Genomic DNA, 19,074 nt, shown 5'->3' with positions numbered 1-19,074 from the left:
TCAACCCCGCCCGGTTTCCTTATTCGGATTGGCGCCGCTTGCGGGCGGCCTCCAGCTTGCCTTCGCGCAGCGCTTCAGGCGACAGCACCAGCACGGAACCACCGTCAATTTGGCGCACTTCAAAGCCCCGCCCCTCCTGCAAGCCAGCCCGCAGTTCCTCCGGCAGCGCGGCACAGTCTTCGGGCCGGGTTTCGCACATCACCACATCCCTCCCGGTCAGGTAATTCAGCCGGAACTCCACTGACTGATCCTTTTGCAGGTCCGACTTTCTGACCGCCTCCAAGGACAAATAGGTGCCGGTGACATAAATTGGCCCCTGACCCCCTGTCAGCTCTGCCGCCATGTGTTTGCTCAGCCGGTTCCATTCCGTGAAGAAGTAATTGGTCATCCCTGCAAAGGCCACGTACAAAGCGGCTATGAAAAACAGCAGATTCCGGCTCATCCGCGCCCGTCCGCTATGCTGCAGCTGCAGCAGGAACAAGCCCAGGAAAACCGCACCATAGGCCCACAGGAAACCGCCTGACCGTACCGGCATGTCAATGCCGCTGCGGATCACTTGCACGCAAATCAACGCCAGCCCCAGCCCGGCGCCGGACAGCAGATACAGTGCCCGCCATTTATCCCGGCGCAGCAGGGTCCAGACAGCACCCGCCAGCAGGACGCATTGGAACAGGGCATTGGCCGGGAAACTGAAACCGCCCTTCATCACCACCCGCTGCAGGAAGTCCGCAGCCAGTTTTGCATTCTCAAACGCCGACGCCAGATCCGTTGCCGGGCTGGGGTTGCGCCATTCGGCCATCGGCACCCCGAAAACCCCGTGCTCGGCGTAGTTCAGCGAATAGATTGCCAGCATACCCAGCGCGAAACTGGCGATGAACAGTGCCAGCAGGCCGGCCAGATCCCTGGCCGAGCGCTCCGTTCCGGCGCGGCTCAGGCACAGCGCCAGGATTAAAAACGGATAAGTCGTGTAAGACATAAGTGAAGCTGGAACAAAAACGAGCATCAGCCAGCGGCTGGCCGCCTCGCTCAGCCGTGTGGTGAGCAAGGCGTATAGCGCCAGAATTGCCAGCCCCGGAATCAGCGTATTAAACCACATCGAGATCAGCACCCAGGGCAGGCAGAGACCGGCAATCAGCGCCAGCATCACCTGCTGCCAGATGGCTGCCTCGCGCCCCAGCGCATTATGCACCAGGCAGCCAAGATAGATTGCCCAGCACAGCTGATAGACCGCAAAATTGACCCAGGCCGGTGTCACAATCCCGCGCAAGTGCCACAGATAGTTGACCCAGCGCCCTTCGTTCAAGGTTTTGGAATAGAACAGCGAAGGATCCGCCAGCAGCGCGGGATAATCGTCATGGCGCACCATCGGGTCCGGCAGCTGGAACACCGCTGTCAGCATCAGCGCGGCAAAGACCGCACCGATCACTTGCCACAGCCGGGCGAAGCTGCCGGCCTGCGCAACCGCGCTGCTGGTGATTGTCATTGCCATGTCAAACCCTCCTGCACCGGACCGGCCAGAGCTGATGCCTGCGGCTGGATGGGCTGGAAACCCTCCGTGCCGCGCCCGCATCAAGCAGCCGCGGCATAGACCCAAACTCGAAAAACGATGTAGTTCTGCACCGGCAGCCACAGGGTGACGACGGCCGCAGCCAGCCAGTCCGGCCAACCCAGTCCTGGGCCAAGAACTGCCGTAATCAATGCGGACACTGCAAAACCTGCAGCAATAGTGCAGGCAAAGCGCACCATCTGGTCGGGCAGGCCAAGCGGCCGGCGGAAGGTCCACCAGGTCTGCAGCACATATTGCACCGTCACCGCAAAGCCAAAGGCCGCTGCATTGGCCAGCCCCTGCTCCAAACCCGCCGTTAGAAACAGCAGGTAGCCGAAAAAGTATAGTCCCGCGACCAGCGTGCCAACGATGCAGAACCGGATGATCTGCCCCCAGTCCCGCATTGTCACGACGCCTCTTTGCGCAGCGGCTCAGGCACCGCAACGGGCTCCGGCTCCGGCTGCTCAGCCTTTCCTCCGGTTTCCTCTGACAGGAAATACATCGGCCGCTGCTTGCTCTCCATGTAAAGCCGTCCGATGTACTCTCCCATGATCCCTAGCGTCAGCAGCTGAATGCCCGAGAAGAAGGAAATCGCCAGCAGCATCGACGCCCAGCCCGGCGCGGTGCTGTGTAAAAACAGCGACAGGAATACATAGACCGCCATCAGGAAGGTCACATAGAGACTGAGGAACGCCAGCCGGGTCGCCATTTTCAGCGGTTTGGTGGAAAAGCCGGTCAGCGCGTCGGTGGCAAAGCGCAGCATTGCCCGGAACGGGTATTTGGTGACACCTGCCACCCGGGCATCGCGCACGTATTCCAACCCGATCTGCTTGAAGCCGGCCCAGGCGAACATGCCGCGGATAAAGCGCGCGCGCTCCGGCATCGCCAGCACCGCATCCAGCGAGCGGCGGCTCACCAGGCGGAAATCGCCGGTGTCCTTGGGGATATCCACATCCGACAGGGTGTTGAGGAAACGGTAGAACCCATAGGCCGTGATCTTTTTGAACAGAGTCTCGCCCTGCCGTTCTGCCCTGCGCCCGTAAACCACGTCATAGCCGCGGTCCATCATCATCATCATGTCGGGCAAGATTTCCGGCGGGTCCTGCAGGTCGGCGTCCAGCATAAAGATGCGCGCGCCGCGCGCTGCCTCCAGCCCGGCAGTCAGCGCCACCTGATGGCCGCGGTTGGCTGACAGACGGATACCCCGCACAACTGGATACTTGGCATGGGCTGCCTCAATCGCAGCCCAAGTTTCGTCGCTGGATCCATCATCCGCCAGGATGATCTCGGCGTCCTGCGCCCATGGTTCAATCGCCTGCACAAGCCGTTCCACCAACATGGGGACCGACTCTTCTTCGTTGTAGCAGGGCACAACAACGGAAAGCTGCACTTTCTCGCCCTCGATACTATTTGTTAACTGCTCATTAACCAGGATACTGACCGATCCGGCACGACCAAGGCAACGGCAGCACGCTGAGAGCTGAATTTGCAATCAAATGGTTAAGGCCCTGTGTGCTTTGAGTAACGCACTATGTCAAAACCAAGGCAAATGCGGACGAATTGCCGAAAATCCGCCCGCATCCCGCCCCGGATTACAGCACGCCGCGGGGAATCGTCTCGCTCCACTCCTTGGTCAGCACAACTTCTTTGTTTGCCCCTTCATAGGCCGTCACCCGGCGCCACAGGTAAAAGTTCCCACGGTCGCAGGTCACCTTGTTCTCGGTGTCGATGGCAACTTGCCAGCCGCCGCGCTCGAACTCGAACTTCCAGTCGCTGGCAAAGGCGGCGGTGGCAGGGTCGTCGGGGTGCACCTCGTAATGCATGGTCACATGGCTGCCCACACACATGCCGTGATAGGGGTCCACCGACTTGCCGTAATCATCCATGGTATCCAGCACCAGCGCACCATCCTCGCGAGTCCAAGTATTTGATGTGCCGCCCGCCGCGCGCAGCTGTTCCGCCTGCAGCACCGGGTACTCCCGCGGCGCGCCCGGCTGTTGCGGGTCGATCTCTTCGGACACACGGCGTTCCGGCAGCACCAGCTGGCATCCTTCCAGATGCAGCGTCACCTCTGCCGCCTCCGGCGCGGGCCAGACAATCGGCCAGTAAGACGTCGACAATGCCAGCCGCAGCACATGGCCCGGTTTCAGATGATGGGCGCATTCATTCAGCTCGATCTCGGCCTCATAACGTTCGCCGGACACCAGCTTTTCCGGTGCCTCAAAGCCATCACGGCACGTCAGGTTCAACGGCCGGAAACTGATCCGCTGCGATACACCTTCGGGCGAGACATCGCACAGCCGCGCAACCAGCTGCGCCACCGGCTTGTCGACGCTGAACGCAACTTTCACCCGTGGTCGGCCCAGTAGTTCCAGCGGCTCTGCCAAAGGCGCGGTGTCGAAACAGGCCGACAGTTTGTCATCCTCCGCCTGATCCCCTGCCAGCTCATTGTCAAACCGCATGCCCGGGCAGAAATAGCCGCCCGCCTGCCCCACGGTTGCCGGACTGCAGACTGCCACAGTACCGCTTGCCGCCGCCTCTGCCAGAACGCCCGCGCCCAGATGCATCACCCGCTCCTGCACATTGGGTGACGGCCACGCGGCCTCTGCCACCCAGCGCCCCTGGCGCGGCTTGTTTTGCATGGTGGGGTTGAAATGCTCCTGCATGTAGACACGGTAGTCTGGCAAGTCCTCGGCGCCGGTCTCCTCGCCTTTCAGCCACTTGCCGAACCAGGCTAGAACCTCGCCATGGAAATCCGCCGGATCCAGCTTGGCGATATGGGCATAGCGGTGCTCCCATGGGCCGATCATCGCCTTGGCTGGCACAGTCAGATTTGCTGCCAGCGCAGGCGGCGCATTCACATAGGCATCGGCCCAGCCGGTGATCGCCAGCACCGGCGCCTGGATCGCGGACCAGTCCTCGCAGACTGAGCCGTGCTTCCACTGCCCGTCCCGTGTCTGATGCCGCAGCCAATCTGCGGGCATGAAGGGCATCTCCTCGATCCGCTTGATCCAATCCTCGCGCCAATCGCCCCGCAGTTCCGGGTCTGCGGGGCGCGACTGATAGGCGAACATCTGGCTGCCCCAGTTGGCGTTATCGCTCAGCAGGCAGCCGCCCATGTAGTGGATGTCATCGGCATAGCGGTCCACGGTCGACGCCACCGAGACCACTGCCTTCAAGGCCTCAGGACGGCGGAACGCCAGCTGCAGCCCGTTGAAGCCGCCCCAGCTGATGCCGATCATGCCAATGCTGCCGGTGCACCAGTCCTGCGCCGCGATCCATTCCAGCACCGCCTCACCGTCGCTCAACTCCTGTTCGGAGTATTCGTCATCAAACACCCCCTCGCTGTCGCCAGTCCCCGCAATATCCACCCGCACGCAAGCATAGCCTTCGGCAGCAAACACCGGATGCGTAGTCTCGTCGCGCGGCGCAGTACCGTCGCGCTTGCGGTAGGGCAGATATTCCAGGATCGCCGGGAACGGCCCCTCGCCCTCGGGCATCCACATCCGCGCCGACAGCTTGCGCCCGTCCGGCAGGGTGATCCAGGTGTTTTCAATGATGGTGAATGCGCCGGGCATCTGCTGTTCCTTATCTTGTAAATCCGGGCCGCGCCCCTTGGCCCCACCTTCCCCAAACTTGCCCCGCATGAAAAGGCAGCACTTGTCTGCGGGTGTAAGCGGATGTACGCAGTCTGGCAGCCAAACCGCGAAGAAGGCCGCGCCGATGCAAGATGATTTTGCCCGCAACCTGCGCAGGCTCTGCGCCGAGACTGGCAGCATTGCCCAGGTCTGCCGCGGCATCGGCATCAACCGCCAGCAGTTCAACCGCTACCTCAACGGCCACGGGTTGCCCTCCGCCCACAACCTGCGCCGCATCGCGCAGTTCTTCGGGCTGGAGGAAGAGCAGCTGTTCGCGCCGCACCAGGATTTCCGCGAGGCGCAAAGCACCCTGCGCGCAGGCATCGCTGCGCCCGCCCAGCATTTCGGCGCCCAGTTTGCAGGCCAGGCCCGCCACATGCGGCGGTTCCTGGGCTTCTACCACGGCTATTACCGCACTCCGACCTGGCCCGGCCAGGTCATGCGCACCCTGATCCGCCTGCGCGAAGAGGATGGCCATGTGGTCACCGACACGTTTGAGCGCGCCGCCGCCAGCGACGGCAGTATACGCCAGCGCGGCCGTTATCGCGGCATGGCGGTGTTTCACAACAACCGGATCTGCATGTACGAAAGCCCGCGCCGGTCGCATGGGTTCCTGTCGGAAACGGTGCTGATGCCCGCCCACCCGCAGCAGACGTCCTACCTGCAAGGGCTGGTGCTGGGGATCTCCGCCCGCGCCGACCAGCCGCCTTATGCCGCCCGCACCGTCTGGGTCCGGATCAGCGAACGGGTTTCAGCGCGCGAGGCGCTGACGGCGACAGGCGCCTGCCGCGAGGACAGCCAGCGCCTGGACCCCAAGGTGCGCCGCCTGCTGGGGCAAGAGATGCCGCTGAGTGTGGATGTGAACGTCTAGCAGCCGCCTTGCGGCCGAGCGGTCATTTCGGCAGCTTCGGCGCCGACTTCTCCAGTGCCAGCTCCGCTTCCGAAAACTTCCACGGCCCCCGCACGCCCGGCACGCCCTCGGGCTCGATCTGCATGCCCCGGTGTTGGATCTGCGGATCCTCAAAGGCCTGGCCGATGGTGTTGATCGGCCCTGCCGGCACTGTCGCGGCCTCCAGCGCTGCCAGCAGATCGCTTTGCGTCCACCCGGCCAGCACCTCCTCCAGGATCGCTGTCAGCGCCTTACGGTTGGCGACCCGCAGCTGGTTGGTCTGGAACCTTGCGTCCGCTTTGGCCTCTGCCAGCCGCAGCACATCGCACAGCCGCTGGAACTGCCCGTCATTGCCAACCGCCAGGATTACATGGCCATCGCTGACCGCCATCACCTGATAGGGCGCAATATTCGGATGGTCATTGCCCAACCGCACCGGGCTGTCGCCGGTCGCCAGATAGTTCATCGCCTGGTTCGCCAAAAGCGCGGTGGCGCAATCCATCAGCGACATGTCCAGATGCTGACCGCGCCCCGTCGTGTGGCGCTGCTCCACCGCTGCCAGGATCCCGATCGTGCCATACAGCCCGGTGACAATATCAGTGATCGCAACACCGACCTTCTGCGGCTGGCCGTCCTGCGCGCCGGTGATCGACATCAGCCCCGACATGCCCTGCAGCAGAAAATCATATCCCGCCCGCGCCGCATAAGGCCCGTCCTGCCCGAAACCGGTGACCGAGCAATAGATCAGCCGCGGGTTGATCTGCGAAAGGCTCTCGTAGTCCAGGCCGTATTTTCTGAGGCCGCCCACCTTGAAGTTCTCGATCAGGATGTCGGCGTCCATGATCAGCTCAATCACCGCCTGCTTGCCTTCTTCGGTCCGGAAATCAGCGGTCACACAATCCTTGCCCCGGTTTGCGGCATAGTAGTAGGCGGCGGTCTTGTCACCGTCCCGCTCGATGAATGGGGGCCCCCATTTGCGGGTGTCGTCGCCGTCCGGGCTTTCGACCTTGACCACCTCGGCGCCCAGATCCGCCAGCGACTGGCCAATCCAGGGCCCCGCCAGGATGCGGGCAAGTTCGACCACTTTCAGGCCTGCTAGCGGGGTCATCGGCACTCCTCCCTGATGGCGCCAGTTTCTTTGCAGCTTATGCTTAGCCGTTACGGCACCCTGCCGCAATATTTGATCAAATCCCAAGGAGGTGCGCTGGGGAACGCCGGAATTCGGCTACCTGCGGTCCGGCTCATTCAAACCACTGATCCCAGCCTGCTTGGTAATATCCTGCCAGCGCATGGGATTGCAGCGTATTGACCTCTGCCTCCACCGGGCCGGTATCACCGCCGAACACCTGTGCCGCTTGCCAGACTGCATTGTTCAGAAACTTCAATCCTTGCGGCAGCACCAGCTCCCTCGGCGCCGGCGCCTGCGGCGTGGCCATCACGAACCCCCAGTCGCCAAAGCTGGGCAGATAGGCATGATAGGGCCGCACCTGCAGCCCCTCACCCGGCGCATAAGGGTTGCGGGTGGCCTCCAGCGTCTTCGCCACCGACCAGAACGCCTGCCGGGCAAACAGCGGCGAGCCGGCCTGTGTTGCCATCACCCCTTGCGCGCTGAGACGCTCCATGAGCGCACCATAAAACTGGCGGGTGTAAAGCTTGGACAGCGCCAGATTTTTGGGGTCCGGAAGATCGGCAATAATCACATCAAAAACCTGATCCGAGCTGTCCGCGAATTGCCAGGCATCCATGTTGCGGACCGTCACACGTGAATCCCTCAGCGCCCCGCCATTCAGCGCCGACAGCTGCGGATGATCCCGGAACAGCTCCGTCACCCGCGGATCGAGGTCCACCAGCGTCACCCGCTCCACCTCCGCCCAGCGCAGCACCTCGCGCACCGCCATACCGTCGCCGCCGCCCAGGATCAGCACCTCCTTGCGCCGCGGCGCCACAGCCATCGCCGGATGCACCAGGCTTTCGTGATAGCGGTGCTCGTCCAGGGTGTCGAACTGGATCGAGTAATCCAGGAACAGCCGCACCCGCTCCTTGTAGCGGGTCACGGTGATCTGCTGGTACGGCGTTGCCTCGCTGAGGATGATGTCATCCTCGAACAGATCCGCCTCAGCCACGGAAACCAGCCGTTCCGACTGCCACAGCCCTGCCAGCGTCGCGGCAAAGACCACGGCCCAGACCGCCGCCTGCCCGCGGCTGGCCGCCGAACGGAACACCCACAGCGACAGGCCCGCGACGCCGAGGTTCAGCGCCCCGAAACTGAGGCTCGCCGACATCAGCCCCAGCTGCGGGATGATCAGCAAGGGAAACGCCACCGAGGCCGCCAGCGCGCCGACATAGTCGACGCTCAGCACGTTCTCAAACCGGAACTCCGGCGCGCCGATCTCCTTCAGCACCCGGGCGATCAGCGGAATCTCCATCCCCGACAGCACGCCCACCAGCACCAAGAGCCCGTACAAGGGCACCGAAACGCTCTCCAGCCAAGCATAGGAAAAGAAGATCGCAGGCGCCATGAACCCGCCGGCAACGCCGAGACAGATCTGCGCCCAGATAAAGCCGCTCATCGCGCCGCCCACGAACCGCGACAGCCAGGCCCCCAGCCCCATAGCCGACAGGAACACCCCGATCACCAGCGAGAACTGGCGCACGGAATCCCCCAGCAAGTAGCTAGACAGCGTCGCCGCGATCAGCTCATAGATCAGCCCGGAGACCGCCACCAGGAATGTCGCGGCCAGCAGCCAGAACTCACGCAGCCGCACGCCCCCCGGAACAGGGGCAGGCGCCGTCATGACAGGATGACGGCTGCGATGATGACCGAGATGGACAGGAACAGAAACCCGATCAGCACCGCCAAAGCGATGTTCTGGTCCTTCTCGATCTCGCGCACGATGGAAAAGGGCGTCATCCAGTCGATCACCTTCCAGACCGCCCCCATCAGCGCCACGCCGACAAAGGTATAGAACACAGTGCTGATCAGCTCAGCGGCTTGGATGGCAGAGAAATACTCCATGGGGTCCCCCGGTTATTTGACGTGGCCGTTTGCAGAGCGCCCGCCGCTGGCGGCGCGGATGGATGTGTCCAGGTCCCGGCTCTCGCCGCCGTAGCCCTGGTACGAGACATAGGTGGCCCCGGCGATGGACACCGCGGACATGGTCAGAAAGATGATGCGGAACAGGTTCATGGCTTAGTCCTCATCGCTCCAGTCGCTGCCCCGCCAGCGGGCCTTGCGGTGCCACCAGGCGCGCAAGAACCCCTGCCCGGCCAGAAGGCCGAACACGATGGCGAGCAAGCCCATATAGAGCCCCGAAGACAATCCGGATTTCGCGGAAACCGTAAGCTTGCTCAGCGCGGGCTGGGATTGCAGTTCCGCATTCTTGCGCTGCGCCTGGGCGCTTTGCGGGTAACTCAGCTCTGTCCAATGGCCGCTTTCCTCGATTTCCAGGCTCAGCGTGTAGGTGCCCGCCATCTGCGGCCGGAAAGCAAGCACCGCCGTGTTGTCGCCCTCGGTCCAGCTGCCTTCGGAATCCCGGCCGTGGTAATACTCAACCGTGCGCCCGGCCTGAAACACCGGCTCATCCTGCGGATCCGTCAGCTCAATACCGACAAACGCCCAACTGTTGCTGGTATTCCCTGTCAGCCGGATGCGCGTCAGTTTGCCGGCCGTGCTGACGTCCACCGGCAGCTCTGCCGGCAGCTCAGCAACCGTCAGAACGGTCCGCTTCAGCGCGGTCTCTCCCGCGCGCCCTTGCAGGTTCATTCCGATGATCAGGCAAATCACCGCGCAGGCAGCCGAGACCCATTTGATGAAACCGAAATTCACCCCGGCCTTGAACGGCTGCAGCGGATGCACTTCGCGCGGCTTCAACCCGGTTTGAATGCCGAAACCCGCCTCTGCATCCTTGACCGGCAAATACTGCGACAGCCAGACCTCGCGTTCGCTGCCGGTTTGCGCAAAGCTCAGCATCATATCATCGGCCAGCGCAGTAACCGACGTTGATTTTTGGCCCTTCCTGGGGGACCAGGTGAATTCCCCTTCGGCAAAGGTGATCCGGCTGGTAGAAGTGTCGTAGTAATGGAACGTGCGCGATCCGGTGTGCACCTTTGGCCGGTGTTCCGCCCGTTCCACCCGATGCACCGGCAACCATACCGGGCGCCGGTAGCGCCGTGTGAAGACCAAATGCCGGTCCTCGATCGTTAGCCAGGCATAGCCGTGGGTCGGGGAATAAAGCTGGTGATCAACCCAGATCCAGGTCCGCACGCCCCAGCGTTCCTCGTGCTGGAGCGTGCCGATTACCGTGTATTCCGCACCGAACAGAGTCCCTGCCATACCAATTTCAAACGGGCTGATGGGGCGCTCAATGTCGTTGAACTTGCGAACAGCGCGGTAGTTGTCCAGCGCGTCCAGTTCGGTGCCGCAGTAAGGGCAGATATGCACCGTCACCCGGCCGCCGCCCAGAATATCCAGCCCTGCCCCGCAAGAGGTGCAATTGACCGCCTTCAGATCCGCATTGCGGGTCATGCCAGAACCTCAGCCTCAAACGGGTCGAACCAATGGCCGCGGTACCATTCGCGGCTGCTGCCCTGGAACTCCCCCGACAAAAGGGTGCCATCTTCGCCCTGCAGGTTCACAAAGCGGTAGCGTTCTCCGACCAGCAGTGCCTGGCTGAAACTGCCGCGCACCGCCACGCATTCGGCATCATCTTCCTCGGTGACGGTGAAACGCCCGCCGCCGTAGTCAAGACTTTGCCCCAGCCGCAGATACCCGTCGTAGCGCGGCCAGTCAGAGCGCTGCAGCTCCCGTTGCAGCACGATGTCGCCTTCGTCCACCGACACCCAGCAAGAGGCGCCGCGTCCGTCCAGCGCCCAGAATTCATCCCAGAACCCGCGCCCGTAGGAAAACCGCGCATGGCCCAGGATCTGCAGGGTCTGGCTGCCCAGCTGGACCGTGCTGCCCAGCCCGAACAGCATCGGCGCATCATGCATGGCACCCGCCTCGCCGGCCAGGCGGGCCTGGTCGTCCTCCAGAAACAGTGTGGTTCCGCAGGACAGGCAGGCGGTCAGCTTGACCGCTGCCGCCGCCGGTTCCACCGGGCTGGCACAATTGGGACAGTGAAACGTGCTCATGGCCTCCCCTTTCCCGAAGCCGCGGATCAATTCAAGCGGGAAGTTAAGAAGACCTGAACAATTGATCAGTACTGTTGACCCAATGTTTCGCGCGCGAAACATTTGGACAGAATGACTGACCTACTTTCACCCGCGGCGGCAACGGCATTTTCCGATGGTCCTGGCAGACGCTATATGTTAGCGATAACTCAACTTTAACCAGCCCTGTGCCAGCAGAGGCAATTGAATTGCCCCGCGCCAGGCGGCACAATGACCCGGCCCCTGGCACCTCCAGGCCCCTATGGAACAGCGATGTAAAATCAATGGTTTCCCGCGTCATTCCAGTTGAACCCTTCGACCTCGTGCTGTTTGGCGCGACCGGCGATCTGGCCCGCCGCAAGATCCTGCCGGCGCTGTTTCACCGCTTTCAGATCGGCCAGTTCAGCACGGACTGCCGCATCATCGGCAGTTCCCGCAGCGATCTGACCGCAGAGGAGTTCCGCACCCAGACCGCCGAAGCGATCCGCGATTTCGGCCAGGATGTGGAAACCACGCCGGAGGAGATCACGGCCTTTACCGCCCTATTGGACTATGCAGCGGTGGATGCCCGCGGCGCGGATGGATGGGATGTGATTCACGGGAAACTGCGCGAGGACTGCGTACGGGCGTTTTACCTGTCGGTTGGCCCCTCGCTGTTTCCAGACATTGCCCGCCGCCTCAGCGAAACCGGCATCGCCACACCCGACAGCCGCATCGTGCTGGAAAAACCCTTCGGCCACGACCTTGCCTCGGCGCAACAGCTGAACGCCGCCCTGCGCGAACATTTCGAAGAGAGGCAGATCTACCGGATCGACCACTACCTGGGCAAGGAAACCGTGCAGAACCTGATGGCGCTGCGTTTTGCCAATTCCCTGTTCGAACCCCTTTGGAACTCCTCCCACATCGACCACGTGCAGATCACCGTCGCCGAAAGCATCGGCATCGAGGGCCGCGAGGAGTATTACGACAAGTCCGGCGCCATGCGGGACATGGTGCAGAACCACCTGATGCAGCTTCTGTGCCTCACCGCGATGGAGCCGCCCGCGCAGTTCACCCCGGGCGCGGTGCGCGACGAGAAGGTCAAGGTGATCGAGGCCCTGCGCCCGGTGCCGCAGTCCAGCATCGCCCGCGGCCAGTACCGCGGCAAAGATGGAACCAGCTACCGCGACCACGCGGGCAGCCCCACCAGCCGTACCGAAAGCTACATCGCGCTGAAAGCTGAAGTGGCGAACTGGCGATGGGCCGGCACGCCCTTCTACCTGCGCACCGGCAAGCGCCTGCGCGAACGGGTGAGCGAAATCGCCGTCTACTTCCGCGACCCGCCCCACAACATCTTCGAGGGCTTCGGACCGGTGCACGGCAACGTGCTGGTGATCCGGCTGCAGCCCGACGAAGGCATCACCCTCAAGACCACCATCAAGGACCCCGGCCCCGGCGGAATGCGCCTCACCGGCGCCAACCTCGACATGACCTTTGCCGACGAGCTGCCGGACTCCGGCCGCCCGCAAGACGCCTATGAGCGGCTGATCATGGATGTGATCCGCGGCAACCAGACCCTGTTCATGCGCGGCGACGAGGTCGAGGCCGCCTGGGCCTGGGCCGACCCCATCATCGCCGGCTGGCAGGAGGCGGGCGACACCCCGCAGGCCTACGACAGCGGCAGCGCGGGCCCCGACGACTCGCTGCTGCTGATCCACCGCGATGGCCGCCGCTGGCGAAGTATCGGAACCTGAGCCCGGCCGCCCTCCCCTTCGGCACCGCAGTTTGCTACAAAGGCACCAAATGAGTTTGAACCCCACACTGGCCGCCGTCACCGATCGCATCATCGCCCGCAGCGAGGCCACCCGCGCGGCCTATCTCGAGCGGATGCGCGCGGCCCGCGGCAAGGGGCCTGCACGGGCGCATCTGTCCTGCTCGGGCCAGGCCCACGCCTATGCCGCCACCGGCGCGGACCAGCAGACACTGGCCCGGGGCAGCAAGGGCCACCTCGGCATCGTCACCGCCTACAACGACATGCTGTCGGCGCATCAGCCGTTCGAGACCTACCCGGGCCTGATCCGCGACGCCGTCCGCGCCGCGGGCGGCACCGCGCAGGTGGCCGGCGGCGTGCCCGCGATGTGCGACGGCGTCACCCAAAGCGAACCAGGCATGGAGCTCAGCCTGTTCTCCCGCGATACCATCGCCATGGCTGCCGGCATCGCGCTCAGCCACAATGTCTTTGACGCCGCCGTATTCCTCGGCGTCTGCGACAAGATCGTGCCCGGGCTGGTGATCGGCGCCCAGGCCTTTGGCCATATCCCGGCAGTGTTCCTGCCCGCAGGCCCGATGACCAGCGGCCTCGCCAATGACGAAAAAGCCAAGATCCGCCAGCAGTTCGCCGCCGGGGAAATCTCCCGCGAAGAGCTGCTGAAGGCGGAAATGGCCGCCTACCACGGCCCCGGCACCTGCACCTTCTACGGCACCGCTAACACCAATCAGATGCTGATGGAGTTCATGGGCCTGCACCTGCCCGGCTCCTCCTTTGTCACCCCCGGCACACCGCTGCGCGAGGCGCTGACAGTGGAGGGCGCCAAACGCGCCCTGTCGCTCAGCGCCCTTGGCAACAATTACACCCCCGTCTGCGACGTGCTGGACGAGAAGGCCTATGCCAACGGCATTGTCGGGCTGATGGCCACCGGCGGCTCCACCAACCTCCTGATCCACCTGATCGCCATGGCCCGCGCGGGCGGCATCATCCTCGACTGGCAGGACTTCGCGGATCTCTCCGACGTGGTGCCCTTGCTGGCGCGCGTCTATCCCAATGGGCTCGCCGACGTGAACCACTTCCACGCCGCGGGCGGCCTTGGCTACCTGATCGGCGAGCTGCTGAAGTCCGGCCACCTGCACCCGGACACCAAAACCGTCGCGGGTGAAGGGCTGGAGCACTACGTGATGGAGCCCTTCCTCTCTGAGGACGGCCTCACCTTCCGCGAGGGCCCCGGCCAAAGCCTGAACGACGCGGTGTTGCGCCCGGCAGAGGCCCCGTTCCAGGAAACCGGCGGGCTGAAACGCCTGACCGGCAACCTCGGCACCTCTGTGATCAAGGTCTCAGCTGTCGCCAAGGAACACCAGGTGATCCAGGCCCCGGCCCGCGTCTTCCACGACCAGGCAGACGCCAAGGCCGCCTTCAAGGCAGGTGAGCTGACCGGCGACGTGATCGTGGTGGTCCGTTTCCAGGGCCCCAAGGCCAACGGCATGCCGGAACTGCACAGCCTGACCCCGTTCCTCGGCATCATGCAGGGCCGCGGCCAGAAGGTGGCGCTGGTCACCGACGGGCGCATGTCCGGTGCCTCCGGCAAGATCCCAGCAGCGATCCATGTGGTGCCCGAAGCCCTGGACGGCGGCCCGATTGCCAGGATCCAGGACGGCGACATGCTGCGGCTGGACGCGGTGAAAGGCACCTTGGAGATCCTGACAGACGGCGCGCTGGAGCGTGCGCCTGCCACCGCCGACCTCAGCGCCTATCAGCACGGCACCGGGCGCGAGCTGTTTTCCCTGTTCCGCCGTTCGGTCGCTTCGGCCGACGAAGGCGCCAGCGTGTTCGGAGTTTAAGCGATGCGGATAACCCCTCAGGACGCCAGCCTGCGCACCTGCGAAATCTGTGCCCTGGCGCCGGTGATGCCGGTGCTGGTGGTCGAGGACGCGGCCCATGCCCGCCCCCTGGCCCAGGCACTGGTTGCCGGCGGTTTGCCCGCACTGGAAGTCACCCTGCGCACCGGTGCGGCGCTGGATGTGATCCGCGAAATGGCGCAGGTGAAGGGCGGCATCGTGGGGGCCGGCACGCTGATCACCCCAATGGACGCCGAAGCCGCCAAGGAGGCCGGCGCCCAGTTCGGCGTCTCCCCCGGTGCCACCGATTATCTGCTGGATGCCTGTGAAGCCATCGGCCTGCCGCTGCTGCCCGGTGCTGCCACCGCAACCGAGGCGATGCGGCTCCTGGCCCGCGGCTATGGCATGCTGAAATTCTTCCCGGCCGAGGCCTCCGGCGGCGCGCCGGCGCTCAAGGCCATTGGCGCACCGCTGCCGCAAATTTCTTTCTGCCCCACCGGTGGTGTCAGCCCCGCCAATGCGGACAGCTATCTGCGGTTGCCCAACGTGGTTTGCGCCGGGGGCAGCTGGGTCGCCCCCAAGGATCTAGTCCAGTCCGGGAACTGGAGCGCGATTGAAGCACTGGCACAGGAGGCCAGCCAGCTCGGTGTCCGCTGAACTGCCGGGAACCTATTGGGCAAGCTCGGACCGCCAGGGCGGGTTGGCGCCGGACCGGGTCACCGTGACCGCTGCCGCCTGCACCGCAAAGCGCAGGCAGGCCGCTAAATCCTCCGTCGTGGCCTCACCTGCGGCCAACGCCGGCAGGCAGTCCAGTTCCTGTACCTTGGCGAGAAAGCCTGCGCTGAAGGTATCGCCTGCACCTACAGTGTCAGAGACCTGCACTGGCACAGCTGGCACCCGCACACGGCGGCCATCCGGAAGAGACGCCTCTGCCCCTCTTTCTGCCTTGGTCAGAAGCACCAGCCTGGGTCCGGCAGCGTGCAAGGTCTCCAGCTTTTCCGCCAAGTCTCCGCTGGGGTGCAGCAGCGAAAGATCTTCCTCTGAAACCTTCACGATATCCGCCAGCGCGATCATCTTCTCCAACCGCGCGCGATAGGCGGCCTCATCCCGTGCAAAACCCGGCCGCACATTCGGGTCCAGCATTATCACCCGGCGGCCGGCCTCGCGCTCTGCCAGCGCCCGATAGGCGTTTGCCGCAGGCGGGTTGCACAGGCTGATACCGCCAAACAGCAGAACATTCGCACAGTCCGGCAATTCAGGCAGCGCCGCAGGAGTGAGAGCGCTCCCTGCCGTGCCCTGATCATAAAAACTATAACTCACGCTGCCATAGGCGAGGTGAACAAAGGCAAGCGTGCTGGGGTGCGGTTTGATGACAGCCAACGAAGTATCCACGCCGGCTGCTGCAAGCTCCTCCAGCAGCAACTGGCCAAAGGCGTCGCTGGACAAGCCGCTGAACAGCCCGGCAGTGATGCCAAGACGGCCCAGCGCCAGCGCAGTGTTGAAAGACGCACCGCCCCCATGCGGCACAAAGGCGGACCGCCCATCAGCGGTCCCGCCTGGCAGCATGTCGATCAGCGCTTCACCGCAGCATAGGATCATTAACCTGTCCTCCTTTCGCCTGTTTTGCCCGGAACCGCCGGGTTCCCAAATCTCCGGGCCGGACGCGCCTGCCGGCTGAAATCAGATGCCAAAGCGGTCCAGAACATTGCGGGTGATACGCTCCACCTGCCAGTCGCGGCGGGTGAGGCCCATGACCCATTCGCAGGTGGCGGCGTTGAAGACCTCACCCGCCCCGCGCTGCCAATGCAGGATCACGCCGTTGCCGCGGGCGGAGCGGTCGATGGTTTCGGGGGTGGCCTCGCCATGCATCGCTTCCGCTTTGAACACCGCGTCGCCGTCGCCGATATAGATTGTCTCACCCCAGATGCCATGATCGGGCTCTATGTTGGTGGCGAGGCCCAGCGCCAGGATTTGCATCTGCGGGTCGGCGCCGTCGCTGCCGGTGGGATAGGGCAAGCCGTCCTCCATCCGGTAGTCCACCCCGTCCACCTCATAGCCGAAGATCCGCGAGGCGCCGCCGATCTGATCGCCATAACCCAGCTGCGCGCCTTCAAAGGCCCAATGCTGCGGGCGGTAGACGGTGTAGCCGCCGCTGTTCTGGCCGGCACAGCGGCCAAAGCCGGTGTACATGCCCTGCAAGCCATTGGCGCCAAAGGTCTTTGTGCCGGGCCAATTGACCGGGGCCACTTCCCAGGCGGCGGTGGTCAGGTGTTCTTGCCCGGTGCCCAGCAGCGGGTCCTGCGCGGCGTTGTATTTGTAGCAGACCTGGGTGCGGCCCTCGTCCTCGATCCTTGTTTGCCACAGGAAATTGCCAGCAAAGCGTGCCACCCGGCCGCCGTTTTCCGTGTAGCGGTCGACGGCATGGCGCATATTGGCGCTCCAGTACTCATCGTGACCCACGAAGATCGCGCATTTGTGGCGGCTGAGCAGCTCCGGGTCCGCCTCCAGGTCGTGCTGGGTGGCGAAATCAAGCTCATACCCCTGCGCCTCGGCCCAGCGGGCGAAGTGGCGTTCATAGCTGGCCCAGCCGGCGGAGGCGTATTTCTTGGAGTAGCCATAGGCATAGGCCCATTCCATGTAGGGGTAGCGCACCATGCCGCCCGGCACGTGCGGCACCTCAGGCACCGCACGGGGGGCGCCTTGGGGCAGCTTGCAGAAACCGCGGGTCCAGGGCCGCTGGGTCGAGACCACGGGGGCGAATGCGTTGCCTTCGGGGCCGGTGATGCCCTGGTAATGATTCGAACCGCCCCAGCAGTTGTAGGCAAGCCAGGTGCCGGTGGCGCAGACCAGGAGGTAGGGGGCTGCAGGGAGGTCCGGGGCGCGGCGGACCAGTATCAGGTGATGTTCCTCGACGCGGTCGCCGTCGCGTTCGGCGGTCAGTGTGAGCAGATAGCCGCCCTCCTGCCAGTCATTGGGGATGGTGAACTGGTAGGACATCTCCCAACCGCAACCTTTGACCGAGCAGTCCGCCGGGGTGGACTGATGCGTGCCTTTCAGGCCGGTCTCGTGCAGCACCGGGCGGTAGTCTGCACCGTCGCGGCCGATCTCCAGGTCAAAAGTGGCGGCAGTGGTGGAGACATGCAGCGCCACAGTCTCCCCCGGTGAATAGGTAAAGCGCGGGGTGTAGCCCCAGATCTCCAGCACCGCCGCATCGCGGGCCGGGCCGATGTAGTAGTTATCCAGAATATGCCGTGCCTTGGCACGGGTGCGCGGGGTATTGGCCGGAGCGGCGCTTTCGGAGAGGGGCGTGGTCATCGGGGCCTCAAATCTTGGGTGCTGGCGCCACGTTGGGAGAGTTCCGCGCGGCACGCAAGCCTGTCCGCGACAGTTGTTTTTTGCCGCTGCCGCTCCCATTTGCTGTGCAGTGAGATTGCAACGCAAAGGACCCGCAATGGCAGAGACCTCTAACAGCCCCGTTCTGCGGGTCGACATCATCTCGGATGTGGTCTGCCCCTGGTGCGCGGTCGGTTACAACCAGCTGGCTTTTGCCGCCCGCCGGGCCGGCGTGGCCTTGGATGTGCACTGGCAACCCTTTGAGCTGAACCCGGATATGGTGCCGGAGGGCGAAGACCTGCGGGCGCATCTGGCCGCGAAATACGGCAGCACTGCTGAACAGTCCGCGCAGATACGGGCGCAGCTGACGGAGCTGGGCGAGGCGCTGGGGTTCACCTTCCGTTTTTTTGACGGGATGCGGATCTACAACACGTTTCAGGCGCATCAACTGATCGAATGGGCCGAAGAGCGTGGCAAAGGCCACGCGATGAAGCAGGCGCTGCTGGCTGCCTATTTCACCGATGGCAAGGATGTTTCGGACCTTGGGGTGCTGGTGGAAACCGCTGAAAGCCTTGGCCTGGATGGCGCAGAGGCACGTGCCGCCTTGGAGAGCGGCAAGCATGCCGACAGCGTGCGCCAGCGCGAAGCGTTCTGGGTGCAACAGGGCATCCGCGGAGTGCCTGCGATGGTGTTCAATGGCCGCCATTTGGTGACCGGGGCGCAAGGCGTTGAGAATTATGCCGGCATCCTGGAGCAGCTTGGCGCTGCCGAAAGCGAATTTCGCTGAGGGCAGCGCCCGTCCCGGCGGGGTGGGAAGCGAAGCGCCCGCCCCGTGGGGGGCGGGACGGGCGCTGGACAGCCCAAGGAACGGAGAGGACAGCATTCTTCCCACCACCCCTAACTCGGCCAGAAAACAGGAGGTGGTAGTTTGT

17 protein-coding genes are annotated in these 19,074 nt (G+C 64.0%); 5 read left to right on the top strand and 12 right to left on the bottom strand.

From position 1 onward, the window contains the following. Positions 1–19 precede the first annotated feature (19 nt). The 4 genes from ACXAHG_RS13440 to ACXAHG_RS13425 form a co-directional block, all read right to left on the bottom strand. Positions 20–1,489, bottom strand: a complete 1,470-nt coding sequence (locus ACXAHG_RS13440; protein ID WP_475058069.1) for a hypothetical protein — start codon at positions 1,487–1,489, stop codon at positions 20–22. 80 nt (positions 1,490–1,569) lie between these two features. Further along, positions 1,570–1,950, bottom strand: a complete 381-nt coding sequence (locus ACXAHG_RS13435; protein WP_475045222.1) for a GtrA family protein — start codon at positions 1,948–1,950, stop codon at positions 1,570–1,572. Positions 1,951–1,952: 2 nt separating this feature from the next. Then, on the bottom strand, positions 1,953–2,936 hold the full coding sequence (locus ACXAHG_RS13430; RefSeq protein ID WP_475058067.1) for a glycosyltransferase family 2 protein: 984 nt from the start codon (positions 2,934–2,936) through the stop codon (positions 1,953–1,955). 202 nt (positions 2,937–3,138) lie between these two features. Beyond that, positions 3,139–5,124: a CocE/NonD family hydrolase gene (locus ACXAHG_RS13425; protein ID WP_475041150.1), complete on the bottom strand. Its 1,986-nt coding sequence runs from the start codon at positions 5,122–5,124 to the stop codon at positions 3,139–3,141. A 145-nt stretch (positions 5,125–5,269) separates the two neighbouring features. Here ACXAHG_RS13425 and ACXAHG_RS13420 point away from each other — a divergent pair, with 145 nt between their 5' ends. Next, positions 5,270–6,055 (top strand): helix-turn-helix transcriptional regulator, encoded by a 786-nt coding sequence (locus tag ACXAHG_RS13420; protein WP_475058064.1) that lies wholly within the window; start codon positions 5,270–5,272, stop codon positions 6,053–6,055. 22 nt (positions 6,056–6,077) lie between these two features. On the opposite strand, the gene ACXAHG_RS13415 is transcribed toward ACXAHG_RS13420, so the two are convergent. The 6 genes from ACXAHG_RS13415 to ACXAHG_RS13390 form a co-directional block, all read right to left on the bottom strand. Then, positions 6,078–7,181 (bottom strand): CaiB/BaiF CoA transferase family protein, encoded by a 1,104-nt coding sequence (locus tag ACXAHG_RS13415; RefSeq protein ID WP_475058062.1) that lies wholly within the window; start codon positions 7,179–7,181, stop codon positions 6,078–6,080. Positions 7,182–7,314: 133 nt separating this feature from the next. Further along, a complete protein-coding gene (locus ACXAHG_RS13410; protein ID WP_475058059.1) occupies positions 7,315–8,868 on the bottom strand; it encodes a polyamine aminopropyltransferase in 1,554 nt (517 codons plus the stop codon). After that, positions 8,865–9,089 (bottom strand): DUF350 domain-containing protein, encoded by a 225-nt coding sequence (locus ACXAHG_RS13405; protein WP_475041143.1) that lies wholly within the window; start codon positions 9,087–9,089, stop codon positions 8,865–8,867. Before ACXAHG_RS13405 ends, ACXAHG_RS13410 begins: the two co-directional genes overlap by 4 nt. Positions 9,090–9,101: 12 nt before the next feature. Continuing rightward, a complete protein-coding gene (locus ACXAHG_RS13400) occupies positions 9,102–9,260 on the bottom strand; it encodes a hypothetical protein (protein WP_475041141.1) in 159 nt (52 codons plus the stop codon). Positions 9,261–9,263: 3 nt separating this feature from the next. Continuing rightward, positions 9,264–10,598 carry a DUF4178 domain-containing protein gene (locus tag ACXAHG_RS13395; protein WP_475041140.1) on the bottom strand — a complete coding sequence of 445 codons (1,335 nt, stop codon included), beginning with the start codon at positions 10,596–10,598 and terminating at the stop codon, positions 9,264–9,266. Further along, complete coding sequence (locus ACXAHG_RS13390) at positions 10,595–11,203, bottom strand: DUF4178 domain-containing protein (protein ID WP_475041139.1); 609 nt, start codon at positions 11,201–11,203, stop codon at positions 10,595–10,597. The genes ACXAHG_RS13395 and ACXAHG_RS13390 overlap by 4 nt, the downstream gene beginning before the upstream one ends. Positions 11,204–11,505: 302 nt before the next feature. Between ACXAHG_RS13390 and zwf the strand changes: the two genes are divergently transcribed. The 3 genes from zwf to eda are packed head-to-tail and all read left to right on the top strand — an operon-like array spanning position 11,506 to position 15,466. Then, positions 11,506–12,954, top strand: coding sequence for a glucose-6-phosphate dehydrogenase (gene zwf / locus ACXAHG_RS13385; RefSeq protein ID WP_475058056.1), 1,449 nt, complete (start codon positions 11,506–11,508; stop codon positions 12,952–12,954). 49 nt (positions 12,955–13,003) lie between these two features. Next, on the top strand, positions 13,004–14,812 hold the full coding sequence (edd, locus tag ACXAHG_RS13380) for a phosphogluconate dehydratase (protein WP_475058054.1): 1,809 nt from the start codon (positions 13,004–13,006) through the stop codon (positions 14,810–14,812). A 3-nt stretch (positions 14,813–14,815) separates the two neighbouring features. Continuing rightward, positions 14,816–15,466, top strand: a complete 651-nt coding sequence (eda, locus tag ACXAHG_RS13375) for a bifunctional 4-hydroxy-2-oxoglutarate aldolase/2-dehydro-3-deoxy-phosphogluconate aldolase (protein WP_475041133.1) — start codon at positions 14,816–14,818, stop codon at positions 15,464–15,466. Between the two features lie 12 nt (positions 15,467–15,478). On the opposite strand, the gene ACXAHG_RS13370 is transcribed toward eda, so the two are convergent. Further along, positions 15,479–16,408, bottom strand: a complete 930-nt coding sequence (locus ACXAHG_RS13370) for a carbohydrate kinase family protein (protein WP_475058052.1) — start codon at positions 16,406–16,408, stop codon at positions 15,479–15,481. Positions 16,409–16,489: 81 nt separating this feature from the next. Next, on the bottom strand, positions 16,490–18,124 hold the full coding sequence (locus ACXAHG_RS13365) for a N,N-dimethylformamidase beta subunit family domain-containing protein (protein WP_475058049.1): 1,635 nt from the start codon (positions 18,122–18,124) through the stop codon (positions 16,490–16,492). Between the two features lie 136 nt (positions 18,125–18,260). On the opposite strand from ACXAHG_RS13365, the gene ACXAHG_RS13360 reads away from it, so the two are divergent. After that, on the top strand, positions 18,261–18,929 hold the full coding sequence (locus ACXAHG_RS13360) for a DsbA family oxidoreductase (RefSeq protein ID WP_475058047.1): 669 nt from the start codon (positions 18,261–18,263) through the stop codon (positions 18,927–18,929). Positions 18,930–19,074: the final 145 nt, after the last annotated feature.

It is taken from the genome of Leisingera sp. ABD4_442 (assembly GCF_056160905.1).
This window is presented reverse-complemented; position numbering and strand designations above follow the sequence as displayed.

Excerpts from the sequence above, each read along its gene's own strand:
- ACXAHG_RS13365 (WP_475058049.1), bottom strand. The coding sequence starts at position 18,124 with ATGACCACGCCCCTCTCCGAAAGCGCCGCTCCGGCCAATACCCCGCGC.
- ACXAHG_RS13405 (WP_475041143.1), bottom strand. The coding sequence starts at position 9,089 with ATGGAGTATTTCTCTGCCATCCAAGCCGCTGAGCTGATCAGCACTGTG.
- ACXAHG_RS13390 (WP_475041139.1), bottom strand. The coding sequence starts at position 11,203 with ATGAGCACGTTTCACTGTCCCAATTGTGCCAGCCCGGTGGAACCGGCG.
- ACXAHG_RS13420 (WP_475058064.1), top strand. The coding sequence starts at position 5,270 with ATGCAAGATGATTTTGCCCGCAACCTGCGCAGGCTCTGCGCCGAGACT.
- zwf (WP_475058056.1), top strand. The coding sequence starts at position 11,506 with ATGGTTTCCCGCGTCATTCCAGTTGAACCCTTCGACCTCGTGCTGTTT.
- ACXAHG_RS13360 (WP_475058047.1), top strand. The coding sequence starts at position 18,261 with ATGGCAGAGACCTCTAACAGCCCCGTTCTGCGGGTCGACATCATCTCG.
- ACXAHG_RS13395 (WP_475041140.1), bottom strand. The coding sequence starts at position 10,598 with ATGACCCGCAATGCGGATCTGAAGGCGGTCAATTGCACCTCTTGCGGG.
- ACXAHG_RS13425 (WP_475041150.1), bottom strand. The coding sequence starts at position 5,124 with ATGCCCGGCGCATTCACCATCATTGAAAACACCTGGATCACCCTGCCG.
- ACXAHG_RS13400 (WP_475041141.1), bottom strand. The coding sequence starts at position 9,260 with ATGAACCTGTTCCGCATCATCTTTCTGACCATGTCCGCGGTGTCCATC.
- ACXAHG_RS13435 (WP_475045222.1), bottom strand. The coding sequence starts at position 1,950 with ATGCGGGACTGGGGGCAGATCATCCGGTTCTGCATCGTTGGCACGCTG.
- ACXAHG_RS13440 (WP_475058069.1), bottom strand. The coding sequence starts at position 1,489 with ATGGCAATGACAATCACCAGCAGCGCGGTTGCGCAGGCCGGCAGCTTC.
- ACXAHG_RS13415 (WP_475058062.1), bottom strand. The coding sequence starts at position 7,181 with ATGACCCCGCTAGCAGGCCTGAAAGTGGTCGAACTTGCCCGCATCCTG.
- edd (WP_475058054.1), top strand. The coding sequence starts at position 13,004 with ATGAGTTTGAACCCCACACTGGCCGCCGTCACCGATCGCATCATCGCC.
- eda (WP_475041133.1), top strand. The coding sequence starts at position 14,816 with ATGCGGATAACCCCTCAGGACGCCAGCCTGCGCACCTGCGAAATCTGT.
- ACXAHG_RS13370 (WP_475058052.1), bottom strand. The coding sequence starts at position 16,408 with ATGATCCTATGCTGCGGTGAAGCGCTGATCGACATGCTGCCAGGCGGG.
- ACXAHG_RS13410 (WP_475058059.1), bottom strand. The coding sequence starts at position 8,868 with ATGACGGCGCCTGCCCCTGTTCCGGGGGGCGTGCGGCTGCGTGAGTTC.